Annotated in this window: 14 protein-coding genes; 12 read left to right on the top strand and 2 right to left on the bottom strand. The window is 66.0% G+C overall.

The window, feature by feature from the left end:
• Positions 1 to 111 precede the first annotated feature (111 nt).
• The 10 genes from clpB (at position 112) to AC3QL2_RS17570 (ending at position 11,568) form a co-directional block, all read left to right on the top strand.
• Positions 112 to 2,691: an ATP-dependent chaperone ClpB gene (clpB, locus tag AC3QL2_RS17525; RefSeq protein ID WP_493235112.1), complete on the top strand. Its 2,580-nt coding sequence runs from the start codon at positions 112 to 114 to the stop codon at positions 2,689 to 2,691.
• Positions 2,692 to 3,112: 421 nt separating this feature from the next.
• Positions 3,113 to 3,868, top strand: coding sequence for a hypothetical protein (locus tag AC3QL2_RS17530; protein ID WP_493235113.1), 756 nt, complete (start codon positions 3,113 to 3,115; stop codon positions 3,866 to 3,868).
• Between the two features lie 34 nt (positions 3,869 to 3,902).
• Positions 3,903 to 4,886, top strand: a complete 984-nt coding sequence (locus AC3QL2_RS17535; RefSeq protein WP_493235114.1) for a DUF6976 family protein — start codon at positions 3,903 to 3,905, stop codon at positions 4,884 to 4,886.
• An 82-nt stretch (positions 4,887 to 4,968) separates the two neighbouring features.
• Positions 4,969 to 6,411, top strand: a complete 1,443-nt coding sequence (locus AC3QL2_RS17540; protein ID WP_493235115.1) for an aldehyde dehydrogenase family protein — start codon at positions 4,969 to 4,971, stop codon at positions 6,409 to 6,411.
• Positions 6,412 to 6,485: 74 nt separating this feature from the next.
• Positions 6,486 to 6,926: an ion channel gene (locus AC3QL2_RS17545; protein ID WP_493235116.1), complete on the top strand. Its 441-nt coding sequence runs from the start codon at positions 6,486 to 6,488 to the stop codon at positions 6,924 to 6,926.
• Between the two features lie 15 nt (positions 6,927 to 6,941).
• The gene (locus AC3QL2_RS17550; protein ID WP_493235117.1) at positions 6,942 to 7,628 is read left to right on the top strand and encodes a response regulator; all 687 of its coding nucleotides are present in this window, start codon (positions 6,942 to 6,944) and stop codon (positions 7,626 to 7,628) included.
• The gene (locus tag AC3QL2_RS17555) at positions 7,612 to 9,018 is read left to right on the top strand and encodes a sensor histidine kinase (protein WP_493235118.1); all 1,407 of its coding nucleotides are present in this window, start codon (positions 7,612 to 7,614) and stop codon (positions 9,016 to 9,018) included. Before AC3QL2_RS17550 ends, AC3QL2_RS17555 begins: the two co-directional genes overlap by 17 nt.
• Positions 9,019 to 9,153: 135 nt before the next feature.
• The gene (locus AC3QL2_RS17560; RefSeq protein ID WP_493235119.1) at positions 9,154 to 9,729 is read left to right on the top strand and encodes a cytochrome b; all 576 of its coding nucleotides are present in this window, start codon (positions 9,154 to 9,156) and stop codon (positions 9,727 to 9,729) included.
• 105 nt (positions 9,730 to 9,834) lie between these two features.
• A complete protein-coding gene (locus AC3QL2_RS17565; protein ID WP_493235120.1) occupies positions 9,835 to 11,169 on the top strand; it encodes a cytochrome C in 1,335 nt (444 codons plus the stop codon).
• A gap of 12 nt (positions 11,170 to 11,181) precedes the next feature.
• Positions 11,182 to 11,568 (top strand): c-type cytochrome, encoded by a 387-nt coding sequence (locus AC3QL2_RS17570; protein WP_493235121.1) that lies wholly within the window; start codon positions 11,182 to 11,184, stop codon positions 11,566 to 11,568.
• A gap of 99 nt (positions 11,569 to 11,667) precedes the next feature.
• Here the strand turns inward: AC3QL2_RS17570 and AC3QL2_RS17575 are convergent, their stop codons facing one another.
• Both AC3QL2_RS17575 and AC3QL2_RS17580 read right to left on the bottom strand, forming a co-directional pair.
• Positions 11,668 to 12,159 (bottom strand): PEP-CTERM sorting domain-containing protein, encoded by a 492-nt coding sequence (locus AC3QL2_RS17575; protein ID WP_493235122.1) that lies wholly within the window; start codon positions 12,157 to 12,159, stop codon positions 11,668 to 11,670.
• Positions 12,160 to 12,373: 214 nt separating this feature from the next.
• Positions 12,374 to 13,558, bottom strand: coding sequence for a YbfB/YjiJ family MFS transporter (locus tag AC3QL2_RS17580; RefSeq protein ID WP_493235123.1), 1,185 nt, complete (start codon positions 13,556 to 13,558; stop codon positions 12,374 to 12,376).
• A gap of 118 nt (positions 13,559 to 13,676) precedes the next feature.
• On the opposite strand from AC3QL2_RS17580, the gene AC3QL2_RS17585 reads away from it, so the two are divergent.
• Together AC3QL2_RS17585 and AC3QL2_RS17590 are read left to right on the top strand one after the other, a co-directional pair.
• Positions 13,677 to 14,495: an AraC family transcriptional regulator gene (locus AC3QL2_RS17585; RefSeq protein ID WP_493235124.1), complete on the top strand. Its 819-nt coding sequence runs from the start codon at positions 13,677 to 13,679 to the stop codon at positions 14,493 to 14,495.
• Complete coding sequence (locus AC3QL2_RS17590) at positions 14,495 to 15,766, top strand: HD-GYP domain-containing protein (RefSeq protein WP_493235125.1); 1,272 nt, start codon at positions 14,495 to 14,497, stop codon at positions 15,764 to 15,766. Before AC3QL2_RS17585 ends, AC3QL2_RS17590 begins: the two co-directional genes overlap by 1 nt.
• The last annotated feature ends 10 nt before the right edge of the window (positions 15,767 to 15,776 follow it).

Consider the following 15,776-nt stretch of genomic DNA (forward strand, 5'->3'; position numbering starts at 1 on the left):
CAGCCGGAAATGCGGCGCGCTTGATCCAGGTCATAAAGGCTTCGCATCACTGGTCTTGAAGTTCGCCCTTGTCGCCCCATTTAGGCCTCAGACCAAGATCCCGGAGGCCTCATGCGCTACGACAAGCTCACCACCAAATTCCAGCAAGCCCTCGCCGAGGCCCAGAGCCTCGCCGTCGGCAATGACCAGCAGTTCATCGAACCCCAGCACCTGCTGCTGGCCCTGCTCAGCCAGGAGGATGGCAGCACCGCGTCCCTGCTGCAGCGCGCCGGCGCCAACGTGGGCGGCCTCAAGGCGGCGCTGATCAAGGCCTTCGAGCGCCTGCCCAAGGTGCAGGGCCATGGCGGCGACGTGTCCGTCGGGCGTGACCTGAGCAACCTGCTCAACCTCACCGACAAGGCGGCCCAACAGCGTGGCGACGAGTTCATCGCCAGCGAGATGTTCCTGCTCGCGCTGGCCGACGACAAGGGTGAGAGCGGCCGCCTGCTGAAGGAAAACGGCCTCACCAAGAAGGCGCTGGAGCAGGCCATCGATGCTGTGCGCGGCGGTCAGAACGTGGGCAGCGCCGATGCCGAGAGCCAGCGCGAAGCGCTCAAGAAGTTCTGCGTGGACCTCACCGAGCGCGCCCGCCAGGGCAAGCTCGATCCGGTGATCGGCCGCGATGACGAGATCCGCCGGGCGATCCAGATCCTGCAGCGCCGCACCAAGAACAACCCGGTGCTGATCGGCGAGCCGGGTGTCGGCAAGACCGCCATCGTCGAGGGCCTGGCCCAGCGCATCATCAACGAGGAGGTGCCCGAGACCCTCAAGGGCAAGAAGGTGCTGGTCCTCGACATGGCGGGCCTGCTGGCTGGCGCCAAGTACCGCGGCGAGTTCGAGGAGCGCCTGAAGGCGGTGCTCAACGACATCGCCAAGGATGAGGGCAAGATCATCCTGTTCATCGACGAGATCCATACGATGGTCGGTGCCGGCAAGGCCGAGGGCGCCATCGACGCCGGCAACATGCTCAAGCCGGCGCTGGCCCGCGGTGAGCTGCACTGCATCGGCGCGACGACGCTGGACGAGTACCGCAAGTACATCGAGAAGGACGCCGCGCTGGAGCGCCGCTTCCAGAAGGTGCTGGTCGAGGAGCCGTCCGTCGAATCGACCATTGCCATCCTGCGCGGCCTGAAGGAGAAGTACGAGCTGCATCATGGCGTGGAGATCACCGACCCGGCCATCGTCGCCGCGGCAGAACTGAGCCACCGCTACATCACCGACCGCTTCCTGCCCGATAAGGCCATCGACCTGATCGACGAGGCGGCGTCGCGCATCAAGATGGAGATCGATTCCAAGCCGGAGGTGATGGACAAGCTCGAACGCCGCCGCATCCAGCTGGAGATCGAACAGCTGGCCGTGCAGAAGGAGAAGGACGAAGCCTCCCTCAAGCGCCTCGGCCTGATCGAGGAGGAGATCACCCGCATCAAGAAGGAATACTCGGACCTGGAAGAGATCTGGAAGTCCGAGAAGGCCGCGGTGCAGGGCTCGGCCCACATCAAGGAAGAGATCGACCGTCTGAAGGCCGACATCGCCAAGCTGCAGCGGGAAGGCAAGCTCGAGAAGGTGGCCGAGCTGCAGTACGGCAAGCTGCCGCAGCTCGAAGCCCAGCTCAAGAAGGCCGAGGCCAGCGGCGAGGCCAAACCGGCCAACAAGCTGCTGCGCACCGAGGTGGGCACCGAGGAGGTCGCCGAGGTGGTGTCCCGTGCTACCGGCATCCCGGTGTCGAAGATGATGCAGGGCGAGCGCGAGAAGCTGCTCAAGATGGAAGAGCGCCTGCACCAGCGGGTGGTCGGCCAGGATGAAGCGGTGCGCCTGGTGGCCGACGCCATCCGCCGTTCCCGCGCCGGCCTGTCGGACGAGAACCGGCCCTATGGTTCCTTCCTGTTCCTCGGCCCGACGGGCGTCGGCAAGACCGAGCTGTGCAAGACGTTGGCCGAGTTCCTGTTCGACAGCGAGGAGCACCTGGTCCGCATCGACATGAGCGAGTTCATGGAGAAGCACTCGGTGGCCCGCCTGATCGGCGCGCCGCCGGGCTACGTGGGCTACGAGGAGGGCGGCTACCTGACCGAGCAGGTGCGCCGTAAGCCGTATTCGGTGATCCTCTTTGACGAGGTCGAGAAGGCCCATCCGGACGTCTTCAACGTGCTGCTGCAGGTGCTCGACGATGGGCGCATGACCGACGGACAGGGCCGCACGGTGGACTTCAAGAACACCGTGATCGTGATGACCAGCAACCTCGGCTCGCAGATGATCCAGCAGATGTCCGGCGACGACTACCAGATCATCAAGCTGGCGGTGATGGGCGAGGTGAAGACCTACTTCCGGCCGGAGTTCATCAACCGGATCGACGAGGTGGTGGTCTTCCACGGCCTCGACCAGAAGCACATCGCGTCCATCGCACGCATCCAGCTGGCCTACCTGGAGAAGCGCCTGGCCAAGCTCGAGATGCACCTCGATGTCAGCGACGACGCGCTGCTCGAACTGGCCAAGGCCGGCTTCGACCCGGTGTTCGGCGCGCGGCCGCTCAAGCGGGCGATCCAGGAGCACATCGAGAACCCGCTCGCCAAGCGCATCCTCGAAGGTGGCTTCGCCGCGAAGGACACCATCAGGGTGAGCAGCGACAACGGTCGTATCGGCTTTGCCAAGGTCTGAGCGGGGGGCTGATCGGCGGCCCGGGTGAGCAGAGCCGGCTTCCTTCGGGAGGCCGGCTCCGTTTTTGTTTGGAGCGGCACCCATACCTCTTTGGGGGAGGCCCCAAGCGTCCGTGCAGGCGGTAATATCTTTTGCACGGAAATGGGATGGGGTTCTTGTCCGGGTCGGTTGACTCGCTCTGTAGCAGGCATCTGCGCCTGTCGGCGGAGCAGGTGTTCAGATGCAGTACATGGTGCGCCGCGGCAATCTTTGGCGTGCCGGGTGGCATCGGTATCGACATGCCCCGGTACGCACGGATATGGACGGTCAGCGCCAGGAAAACACGCTGCTGGCATGTCCTTTGCCAGCGTTTCTCCACTTTGCTTCCGTCCCTGGGCCGACGCGCATGGCGTGCCGGCTACGATTATCGAGTGAGGTGGGTATGGCAGATGCACTGAGTTTGTGGCGCCAGTTGCTGCAGGTCCAGGAGCCGTGGACGGTCCTGGACTGTCGCGCCGACGAGTTCAACCGCTGCATGGATGTCTATATTGGCGTCGAGGCGCCGCGGGGCTGGTTCGGCCTTGGCCGTGGCAAGCCGGTGGAGAGCGGTCCGGAAGTGATGTGGCGCCACATCGGTTTTGGCGGCTGGAAGGTGCAGGTACGGGTACGTCCGCCCCTTGGCAGCGAGCTGCCACGTCAGCAATGGGCGGGGGAGGCGGGCATGCCCTTCACGCGGGCGCTGGATCGGCAGATCCTGTCCCTGCTCAACGAAGGCGTCGGCATGGCCGGTGTGTGTACGCTGCTCGAGGTGCCGATGGGCGAGTTGTGGCGCTACCGCTACGCCATCGACAAGGGCCAGCACAGCGTCGGCGAGGCCGCGCCGGCTCAGGAGGCCGGAACGCAGCGGCCGCTCAGCGCGGTGCTCGCCTATTTCGAGGATGGCGTGAAACCCCTGCCCGGCAGCCAGGTGCCCAGCCTTACCGACCCGGTGTGGTTGCGCCTGGTGGATGGCACGCTCAACATCGACGTGCGTGTGCTGAGCCTGCAACTACTGCTGTCGCGCATCCGTTCCCAGGTGGCGGTGATCGCCGACGAGGAGGTGCGCATGATGAAGCTGCGCGATCTGCATCGTTACTTCGTCAAGAACGAACGCATGCTGTCCCACGAACTGCAGCAACTCAGCAAAGAAGCGGCTTGAGCCGTCTCGCTGTTCTACCGAGGGAGAACCAATAATGAATGCCCCTGCGAACCGCCTGACGACGGTGGACGAGGCGGCCACGCTGATCGCGTCCGGCTGCTTCCTGATGATCGCCGGCGACGAAGCCGTATTGCGGCGCCTGCCGGCCGGCAACTGGATCGGCGGCACGATTCCCTATTTCATGGGTGAAGAGGGTGGTCTGGTGACGTCCGAGCAGGTGTTCGTCACCGAGATTCCCGCGACGGCGGATGTGCCGACGATCCGCTTCTACGACATCACAAACCTCGAACATGTCTGCGAAGATGGCCCGGCCAACGGCTTCACGCTGATCATCATCCCGGCCTTCTCGGCGATCCACTCCCTGTATGCCCGCAAGGCGCCAGGCTTTTCTGACATGTTCATCAAGCCGATTGTCGGCTGGATCGCCGGCAGCCACCTGGCAGATTCCGGCCGCGTTGCGCCGCTGGTGGTCAATGGTATGAACCTCGCATTCGACGGCGAGCGCGCGGTGGTGATGCACGTGCCCCTGCCGGACAGCGAATACGCCCGCATCGAGATCTTCAACCGCATGGTGCAGGGCGACGGCGATAGCCTGCGCTTCCCCGAGACCGGCTTCTCGGCCACCCGTTGCCTGGTCAATGGCGTGGAGACTGATTTCGCCGCCTACCTGGCGACCCGCCATGCGGACATCCGCCTGCCGCTGGTGGCGGACTACGGTGGCGCGTCGGTGAACGTGTCGATCAAGGCCGTGGATGCTCAGGCCGGGCGCGTGGACTTCTACGCGCCGGTGTTCGACGACGTGGAATACCGTTTTGCCGCGCCGGCCGATTTCGGCGCAGCGATCGGCGCGGAGCCGGATCATCCGCCGCTGTGGTCGTGCAACTGCATCCTCAACTACCTCTACTGCGGGCTGGAGGGGCGGCGCTCTGGGTCCCTCGTCGGGCCGATGACCTTTGGTGAGATCGCCTACCTGCTGCTCAACCAGACTCAGGTCTACCTCAGCATCGATCAGGCCTGAACCCGGCCGGGGGCGGTGGCTTCCCGGCCCGTCGCCGTTTCCTGTACTTTCCGTTCTCAATGATCATAAGGAGGACGGAGACATGCGCAATCATCATCAGTTCTACATCGGCGGGCGCTGGGTCGAAGCCCTCGGCACGGCCCGCCTCGACGTGATCAACCCCGCCACCGAGGCGGTCGCGGGCAGCATCGCCATGGGCTCCGTCGCCGACGTGGAGGCCGCCGTGGCGGCAGCCCGGACGGCGTTTCCAGCCTTCGCGGCGACGTCCCGCGAGGAACGCCTGGACCTGCTGGCGCGCATCTGCGCGGCCTACAAGAAGCGCTACGACGACATGGCCCGCGCCATCTGCGAGGAGATGGGTGCGCCGCTGAAGGCCCTGGCCGGCAGCGCCCAGGCGGGCTCCGGCCTGGCCCATTTCAAGACCGCGCAGGCGGTGCTGAAGGACTTTCCCTTTGAAAAGCCGCTGGGCACGACGCGCGTCCTGCGCGAGCCGATCGGCGTCTGCGCACTGATCACCCCGTGGAACTGGCCGGCCAACCAGATGGCCTGCAAGATCGCGCCGGCGCTGGCGGCGGGCTGCACGATGGTCCTCAAGCCGTCCGAGCTGGCACCGTTCTCGGCCATCGTGATGGCTGAGATCCTGCACGAGGCCGGCGTGCCAGCGGGCGTCTTCAACCTAGTGAATGGCGACGGGGCGGGCGTCGGCAACGCGCTGTCCACCCATCCCGACGTGGACATGGTCTCCTTCACCGGCTCGACGCGGGCCGGCAAGCAGGTGATGAAGAATGCCGCCGACACGGTGAAGAAGGTCGCCCTCGAACTCGGCGGCAAGTCCGCCAACATCCTGCTCGACGACGTGGACTTCCCGAAGAGCGTGCGCCACGGTGTGCTCAGCCTGATGACCAACAGCGGCCAGAACTGCAACGCGCCGTCGCGCATGCTGGTGCCGGAAGCTCGCCTCGACGAGGTGGAGGCGATCGCCGCCGCGAGCCTGACCCGCGTGGTGGTCGGCGATCCGCTGGCGGAGACGACGACGATGGGGCCGCTGGCCAATGGTGCCCAGTTCGAGCGTGTGCAGGCCTTCATCGGGCAGGGCATCGCCGACGGCGCGAAGCTCGTGGCCGGCGGGCCGGGCCGACCGGACGGCATCGAACATGGCTATTTCGTACGCCCGACGGTGTTCAGCCGGGTGACGCCTGGCATGGCCATCGCCCGTGAGGAGATCTTCGGCCCGGTGCTGTCCATCCTGGGCTACAAGGACGAGGCGGACGCGATCCGCATCGCCAATGACACGCCCTACGGGCTGTCCGGCTATGTATCGTCGGCCGACCTGGGGCGGGCGCGGGCCGTCGCGCGGCAATTGCGCAGCGGCAATGTGCACCTCAACGGCGCGCCGGTGGACTTCGTCGCGCCCTTCGGCGGCTATAAGCAGTCGGGCCTGGGGCGGGAGTGGGGCGCCTATGGGCTGGAGGAGTTCCTCGAGGTGAAGGCGGTCATCGGCTACGGCGACGACGAGCCGGCCTGAAGCTTGTTGTCAGCTTGGCGTGACAGAATGCGGGCCGGCGGCCGTGCCGCCGCCTGTTGAGGAGTTTCCGCCCGATGGCCCTGATCGTTTTTGTTTGCTTGTTGCTGGTTGTTCTGACGACCGTGATCCACTACGAGGTGCTGCGTGGCCTGAGCCTGTGGCTGCCCGAACTGGCCATCCGCCCGCGGGCCAAGCTGATCGTCGTCATCCTCGGCACCTTCATCGCCCACATCATGGAGATTGCGCTGTACGCCTTCGCGGTGTTTGCGCTGGTGCGCTACGCGGGCTTCGGTTCGGTGGGCGACGCGGACCGTTTTTCGTTCGCCGTGTCCCTGTATTTTTCCACGGAGACCTTCACGTCCCTGGGCTACGGCGACGTGGTGCCCGGTGGCGATGTGCGCCTGCTGGCCGGCACCGAGGCCCTCAACGGCCTGCTGTTGATCGGCTGGTCGGCGTCCTACGCGTACATCGCGATGGAGCGCTTCTGGCGTGATGACCTCAACGGTACTCTCTGACGGAGGCTTTCGAACGTGCGCATTCTGGTGGTAGAGGACGACCAAACCCTGGCCGCCGGCCTTGTCGAAGGCCTGGAGCGGGAAGGCTTCATGGTGGACCGGCTGGAGGCCGCCGAGCCGGCCGAGGGGGTGCTGCAGCATACCGCCTACGACCTGGCCATCGTGGACATCGGCCTGCCGGGCATGGACGGGCTGGAGCTGATCCGCCGGGTACGCCGCCGCGGAGTGCTGACCCCGATCCTGATCCTGACCGCCCGCGACGGGCTGGACGACCGGGTCGTCGGCCTTGACGTGGGCGGCGACGACTACCTGGTCAAACCGTTCCTGTTGCCCGAACTGCTGGCCCGTATCCGGGCCTTGATCCGGCGCAGTCGGGCGGCGGCCAGCATGGTGCTGAGCGTCGGTTCGCTGGCGCTCGACGTGCAGCGGCGCAGCGCGACGCTGGCCGGCGTTACGCTGGAGCTGACCGGGCGGGAGTGGGATGTGCTCGAACAATTGGCGCTGGTGGCGCCAAAGGTGGTCGCCAAGCAGAAGCTGGCCGACAGCCTCAGCCAGTGGGACAAGGAGATCACCCCCAACGCGGTGGAGATCTACGTGTCGCGCCTGCGCGGCAAGCTGGCCGACAGTGAGGTCGGCATCCGCACGGTACGTGGCATCGGTTACCGCATCGAGGCTGGAGAAGGCGATGCCGCGGCGGGGTGAGGGGCGCGCGCTGCGCAACCGGCTGCTGATGGTCATTTCCTGGCCGTTGCTGATTCTGCTGGCGGCCAGCATGATCGCCGACTACCGTTCGGCGCTGAGCATCGCCGACGAGGCCTACGACAACGCGCTGACCGGCACGGTGGTGGCCCTGGTCACGCGGCTGGAGCGGGATGACGACGACAAGGACATCGAGGTGGACATTCCGCCGGCGGCCGACGAGATCCTCCGTTCGGACGCTGTCGACCGGGTCCAGTACGTGGTCTTCGACAGCCACGATAAGGTGATCGCCGGCGATGCCGAATTGCTGCAGCTGCCGCGGCCCGAGGTGGCGAACCGCAGCGTCCTGCAGGATGCGACGGTGGGCAAGCGCGCGGTGCGCTCCGCCAGCTACCGCTACGAGAGTCCACGCATGACGGCGACGGTGATCGTTGCCGAAACCACCCTCAAGCGCCGGAGTGCTGCCCATCGCATCCTGGCGACGATCTTCTGGCCGAACCTGCTTTTGATCACAACGGTGCTGCTGCTGGTGTATTTCGGCGTGCGCTATGCGCTGAAGCCGCTGGACGCTCTCGGTCACAACATTGCCACCCGTGGTCCCAACGATTTCAGCCCGATTGCCGAGAGCGGTGTGCCGGCCGAGGCCGGTCCGCTGGTGCGGGCCATCAACCGCCTGCTGCAGCACCTGGGGCGGGCGGGGCGGGCCCAGCAGGCTTTCCTGTCGAATGCGGCCCACCAGCTGCGTACGCCGCTGGCCGGCCTGCAGACCCAGCTTGAACTGGCCGTCGAATCCCTGCCCGCCGAGGCCCGGCCGCGAATCGAGCGCCTGCGTGAGTCCACCAGCCGCTTGATCCATTTCACCAACCAGATGCTGGCGCTGGCCCGCTCGTCGTCGGAAGGGGCGCTGATCAGCGACCACCGGCCTGTGGACCTGGCCGCGCTGCTGGAGGATGCCGCGTCCGATCTGCTCGACGACGCCCTCGCCAAGAACATCGACCTGGGTTTCGAGACGGCGCCGGCACCGGTGCTGGGGTCCAGCTGGATGCTGCGGGAGATGCTCGCCAATCTGATCGACAATGCCATCGCCTACACGCCGGAAGGCGGCCGGGTGACCGTGCGCTGCGGGCGCAGCGACGAAGAGGGGGCCTTCGTCGAGGTCGAGGACGATGGGCCGGGCATTCCGGAAAGCGAACGCAGCCGGGTCTTCGAGCGCTTCTACCGGGCCGCGGGGGATGGCGTGCCGGGCACCGGACTGGGCCTGGCCATCGTCAAGGAGGTGGCCGACCGCCATGCCGCCGATGTGACGATCGCCAGCGGCAGCGAGGGTATCGGCACATGCATCCGGGTTGTCTTTCCGGATGTCTCCGACCTGATCGCGCCTGTCCGGCAATGATCCCCGCGGTGAATGAACTCGCCCATCCGTAGGCGCGCCGTATGCCGTTTCGAATAATCCCTTCTGGATTGTCAGGTAACTGAAGGCTGCCGGCCGCTAAGGTCTGCGGGGTCATCCAACGTGGACCCCGTGGTCATGCACAGCACTTCAGAATCCCCCGCCCTCGACTCCTCCGCCGGCCTGCGCCGGCCTCGCCCCCTGGTTCTGCTGCACTGGGCGACGGCATTGCTCATCGCGCTGGTGGTGGGCATCGCCTTCGTGCGTGATGGCATCGAGGAGAAGGCCCTGCGTGCCACCCTCATGAACATCCACCGCAGCATCGGCCTCACCATTGCACTGCTGGCGATGGCACGCATCGTCGTGCGCCTGGCCCACCGGCCGCTGCCGCCGACCGGCGAGATGTCGCCGCTGGCTCGACTCGCCGCCGAGCTGGCCCACCTGGCCCTCTATGTGCTGCTGATGGCGTTGCCGCTGATCGGCTGGGCCTTGTCCAGCGCCCATGGCAAGCCCATCTCCTTTTTCGGCCTGGTCGCCCTGCCGCCGCTGGTCGAGGAGGATGAGGATCTGGCCGACGATCTGGCCGAATACCACGAGAACGCCGCCTGGCTGCTGATCGGCCTGGTCGGCATGCATGCCGCCGCTGCCCTCTATCACCACTTCGTGCGCCGCGACAACGTGCTGCGCGCGATGCTGCCGGCCCGCCAGTCCTGAGCCTTCATTGATTCTGCCCCCACGGGCCGCCCTGCTTTTTTCTTCACTACAAATACAAGGACAAACATGCATCCGATTTTTTCCGGGGGGAAAACCCGTCTGTCCGTGATCCGGCATACGGCCGGCATGGTGCTGGCTGCGGCCGGTTTCCTGGCCGCCGCGCCGGCCGCTCATGCCGTGCCGAGCTTTGCCCGCCAGACCGGGCAGGAGTGCGCGGCCTGCCACATCGGGGCCTACGGCCCGCAGCTGACGCCGTATGGCGTGAAGTTCAAGATTGGCGGCTACACCGACTCCGACGGCAAGGGCGGCAAAGTGCCGCTGTCCGGCATGGTGGTGGCGTCCCTTACGCGCACCGCCAAGAACCAGGATCCGGCGCCGGACAAGTCCAGCCCCAACAACAACCACTCCTTCGATGAGGCCTCGGTCTTCCTGGCCGGCCGTCTGAGCGACAAGATCGGCGCCTTCGTGCAGGCCACCTACGACGGCATCGGCCAGCGTACGTCCATCGACCAGGCCGACGTACGCTTTGCCCACACTACCGAGGTGGCTGGCAAAGAGACCGTCTTCGGCGTATCGGTGAACAACAACCCGGGCGTGCAGGATCCGTTCAACAGCATGCCGGTGTGGAGCTTCCCCTACACCAGTTCCGCGGTGGCCTTCGGCCAGGGCGATGCCGCCACGATGATCAACGGCGGCCTTGAGCACCGCGTCACCGGCGTGTCGGCCTACACCTTCTGGAACAACATGGTGTACGCCGAGCTGGGCACCTACCGGGCGCTGACCCCGACCATGCAGAGCCGTCTGGGCCTGGAGAAGGCGGGCGACATGGGGCATGTGGGCGGCAACACTGCCTACTGGCGCCTGGCGGTGTTTCAGGATCTGAAGAAGCAGGCCTTCAACGCCGGCATCTTCGGCCTCAACACCTCGGTTCAGCCCGACCGCAGCACGCCGGGCTCCAACAAGTTCAACGATGTGGGCGTCGATGCGTCCTACCAGCTCCTCGGAACCCGCGAGCACGTGGCGACGGTCAACACGAGCTTCATCCGCGAACGCCAGACCCGCAACCAACTGCTTGCCACCGATGGCGCCGACAACCTGAAGGGCCGTCTCAACGAGTTCAAGCTGAACGCGTCCTACCACTACATGCAGACCTGGGGGGCGACCATCGGCCGTTTCGTGACCCATGGCTCGTCCGATGCCACGCTGTACAGCGACGGCTTCGCCAACGGTTCGCCGAACACCTCCGGCTACATCCTGCAGGCCGACTGGACGCCGTGGGGCAAGGAGAACTCCTGGGGCGCCCCGTGGGCCAACGTCCGCCTGGGTGCCCAATACACCATGTACAACAAGTACAACGGCGCCAAGACCAACTACGACGGCAACGGCCGCGACGCGAAGGACAACAACACGCTGTTCCTGTTCGCGTGGACCTCGTTCTGACGGAGTGATGTGATGAAAATGATCTCTCGTACCGTCCTGCCTTTGCTGGTGGTGGCGGCAGCCAGCTCCCTGAGCTTCCAGGCCCGCGCCGCTGGCGACGTGGAAAAGGGCAAGGACGTGTTCGCCACCGAGTGCGCCGAGTGCCACAGCGCGCGCGAAGGCAAGAACAAGAAGGGCCCGAGCCTGTTTGGCGTGGTCGGCCGCAAGGCCGCCACGGTGGCCGACGCCAGCTATTCCGACGGCCTCAAGGCCAGCGGCATCATCTGGACGCCGGACAAGATCGACGCCTACGTGACGGCGCCGAAGAAGCTCGTGCCCGGCGGCAAGATGAAGTACGACGGCCTGGCCAGCGCGGCCGAGCGAGCCGACCTGCTGGCCTACCTGGCGACCTTGCGCTAACCGGATCGCTGATTCGGGTCTGCAAACAACAAGGCCCCCGCGGATGCGGGGGCCTTTGTCTTCTTGTGCTGCGGGCGCGGCCCTGTCGGGCCTGAGCGCTTAGCGGCCGGTGCGGCGGCGTGCGGCGCGGATGCCGAACAGGCCGGCGGTCAGAAGGGCCAGGGAGGCGGGCTCCGGCACATGACTGCCGCCACCGCTCACGCGGAACACGTAGTTGGTGTAGAAGCTGCCTTGGGCATTGTCGGCGGTGTAGGCCGAGATCGCGCTGTAGGAACCGCCCGGCGCGTTGTAGCCGGGGTCGCCCAGGTCGAGCTTGTAGTCTTCGGCGAATTCGGTGCCGCCGGAGATACCCCAGATGGTGTACCAGCCCATGTTGTTGATGCTGTTGACGTCGGAGGAGATCGTCGAGATGTCGTAGTCGCTGGCGACGCCACCGAAGATCAGGGCGGCCGCTTCGGTGGCGGAGTAAACCGTGGGATTGGAAGTCCACCACGGGCCGTTATCGACCTGGTAGCTGCCCACGTAGATGGGGGCGGCGTGGGAAACGGTGTGGGCGGCCATCAGGGCGGCGGCGATCAGGATCTTCTTCATGTAGCAGTCTTGTAAAAGGTAGCGCAGGTTAAAAAAACAGACTCCGCCGCCTTCAGCAAAACTCGGGCCAAAATTGATAAATTATTAAGTTGTATAGGTTTTTAGAATTGATTGAGGTTTTTCGATATAAATTTGTAAAAATTACCGACGCATATATTTTTGATGATTGGTGCCGGAGTCGCTTGTAATTTGTGTCGTTCTGTGTCTGCAGTGCTTACTGCCGTTGTCGTGCAACGGCGACCAGGAAGGCCATGCCGGCCGCCATCACCCACGCGGCAATGATCAGCGCGCCCTTGTAGCTGCCGGTCACCGTGGCGATGTAGCCGGCCATCGCCGGGGCGACCACCTGCGCCACGCCATAGCTGAGGGTCAGCCGTGCCATCGCCTTGGCCGGGTTGGCCGGGAAGCAGCGGCCGATGATCGACAGGGTCAGGCTGACAATGCCGACGAAGGTGCCGCCGTAGAGCATTGCACTGGCCAGGTTGGCGACCGTGCCGTCGCTGAAAGCCGGTAGCAGGATCGACACGATCTGCAGGCCGTAGGCGAGCAGCAGCGCCGGGATCTGCCCCCAGGCGGTGGCGATGCGGTCCCACAGGAAACAGGACGGTGCCGCCGCCAGGCCGACGATGACCCACACCCAGCCGCCTTTGCCGGCCAGCATCGGCAGCTTCTCGACGATGGCGATGATGAAGGTGGCGCTGATCACGTAGCCGAAGCCGGCGCAGAAGTAGGCCGCGATGAAGAGCCCCATCCAGCGCCGTGACGGCGGCGCCGGCAACTGGGCGGTGGCCTGGGCGCTCACCGGCGCCGGGGCCGGCAGCCAGAACCAGGCCGGCACGAAGAACAGCACGCCGAGCAGGCCGAGGCCCAGCCACTGGCCGTCCCATGCCAGGTGGCCGACCATGCCGGCCACCGCCAGCCCGGACACGATGATGCCCAGCCCGATGCCGGCGAAATGCAGGCCCAGCTCCGGCCGGTGGCCGTGGCGGATCAACCAGTTGAGGACCAGGCCGGAGGCGATCAACAGGCCGGCGGTGCTCGACAGCCCGGCCACGAAGCGCAGCGCGACCCATAGCGTCACGTCCTGCGTGGCGCCCATCGCGGCGGTGCTGACCACCGCCACCACCAGGCCGATGCGGTACAGCTTGAACTTGCGGCCGAGATCGCTGATCGTCGCCGCCACCAGCGCACCGGTGATGTAGCCGACGTAGTTGAAGGTGGCCAGCCAGCCACCGTCCATCGCGCTGAGGCCGGCCTCGCCACGCATGATCGGCAGCAGCGGCGTGTAGGCGAAGCGGGCCAGGCCGACGGTGAGGATCAGCGCGCAGACGCCGGCGAAGATCACCCGGTAGCGGTCGGCCGCGCTGCTGGCGGGAAGGGCGGTTGCGGGGGCGTGCATGCTGTTCTCTCTTTTACGGGTTGTTATGGTTTGATCTTAGGGCGTGCAGCGCTGTCAAACTTTCGATAGGATGACTTTCGTTGTCGATGATCTGACATTGGCTGAGTGGGGAAAAACCATGAACCTGGAAGAAGACTGGACGCTGGTCGATGTGCCGGACATCGAGGTACTGCCGGGGCCGGTGTTCCAGCGGTTCGAAACTCTGCCGGCCCGCCACATCTTTCCGCCCCACGCGCACCGCTGGAACCAGTTCGTCTACGCCACCGCCGGCACGCTGGTGGTGATGGTCGAAAAATCCCGCTACGTGATCACGCCGGAGCAGGCGATCTGGGTGCCTACCGGTGTGCTGCACACCACCGGCGCGCTGCACGGCGCGGAGTTCCGCAACCTGTACGTAGCCGACGGGCCCGATCTGGGCATGCCGGGAACGTGTTCGGTGCTGGCGGTGTCTCCGCTGCTGAGGGCGCTGATCGTCGAACTGGCGGATATCGGCGGGCGCCGGGAAACGGCCGATTACCTGGGACGCGTGCATGCGCTGATCCTCGACCAGCTGCGCCGCCTGTCGGTGCAGGATTTCCAGTTGCCATGGCCGACCAGCCCGATGCTGCGCCGGCTCTGCGAGGCCCTCTACGCCAACCCCGCCGACCCGCGCGGCGCTGATGAATGGGGGGCTGCGCTGGGGGCGTCGGCACGCACGCTGGCGCGGCGCTTCGAGAAGGAACTGGGGCTGGGGCTGCGCGAATGGCGGCATCGCCTGCGTCTGTTCCGCGCTGTGGAATGGTTGGGGGCAGGGCGCGCGGTAACCGATATAGCATTGGAGCTGGGCTACGCGTCGCCGTCGGCCTTCACCTACATGTTCCGCCAGGAGATGGGCTGCAGCCCGACCGAATACCGGGGGCGCGGAGCGCGTCCCTTCACCGCCAGCGAGGTGGCTTGATGACCATTCATGCGGACCTTCACCACGTGATCTACGCCTTGTCCGACGCCCTCGACCTGGTTGGCGTGGACGATGTGGCCCACGGCAAGCGGGTCGGCATCATGGCCGCCGCCTGCGCGCGTGCCGAGGGCCTGGGCGAGGCCGACGCCTCCTTCCTGTTCGACCTCGGCATGCTGCACGACATCGGCGTGTCGTCCACCAGCACCCACAACCACCTGGTCGAGGAGTTCGACTGGGAGGATTCCCAGATCCACTGCGAAGTGGGGCACGCGCTGCTCACCAGCTTTCCGCCGCTGGCGCCGATGGCCGAGCCGGTGCGCTACCACCATACCCGTTGGGACGCGATGCCGGCCGATCTGCCGCCCGACGTGGCCCGCCAGGCCAACCGCCTGTACCTGGCGGACCGGGTCGATGCGCTGGCCGCGCCGTATTACGCCGACAACAGTACGCTGCAGAACACCGAGGGCATCCGTAACAGCATCGCCGCGCACACGGGCAGCTACTTCGCGCCGGATCTGGTTGAAGCCTTCATGGCGGCCTCCCGTACCGAGGCTTTCTGGCTGATGCTGGAGCCGCGCTCGATCCAGGCATGCATGGTGGATCAGCTGGCGCGGGCGGAGCCCTTTCCCGCGTCGATGGGCGATTTGCGTCACCTGGCCGCCATCTTCGCGCGCATCGTCGACGCCAAGAGCCCCTTCACCGCCGAACATTCCCTGGGCGTGGCGCGGCTGGCCCGTTTTCTGGCGGAGCGCCTGGGCGTTCCGGCGGCAAACTGCGACAAGCTGGAGATTGCCGGCCTGCTGCATGACCTGGGCAAGCTGCGGGTGCCTGACGAGATTCTCGACAAGCCCGGCCGCCTCGACAGCCGCGAGCGCCGCATCATCAACACCCACAGCTTCGAAACCTTCCAGATCCTGCGCAACATCGACGGCTTCGAGGACATTGCCCGCTGGGCGGCCTATCACCACGAGGAGCCGGACGGCTCCGGCTACCCCTTCCACCTGAAGGGCGACACCTTGTCCCTGGAGGCGCGCATCCTGCGCGTCGCCGACATCTTCCAGGCGATGGTGCAGAACCGGCCGTACCGCCAGGGCCTGGGAGAACCCGAGGTGTCGTCCTTCATGCGCATGCTGGCCGATACGGGGCACATCGACGCCGAGGTCACGGCCATGCTGCTGGCGGATACGCGACGGGCGATCGAGGTTGCGCTGCCGGCCTTCCCGCCCTTGCCGGACGCCGGGCGGACTCAGAAGGCGGCTTCGCCAGGCTGAAGCGCCCGGC

It is taken from the genome of Zoogloea sp. GW822-FHT05C07, assembly GCF_058800215.1.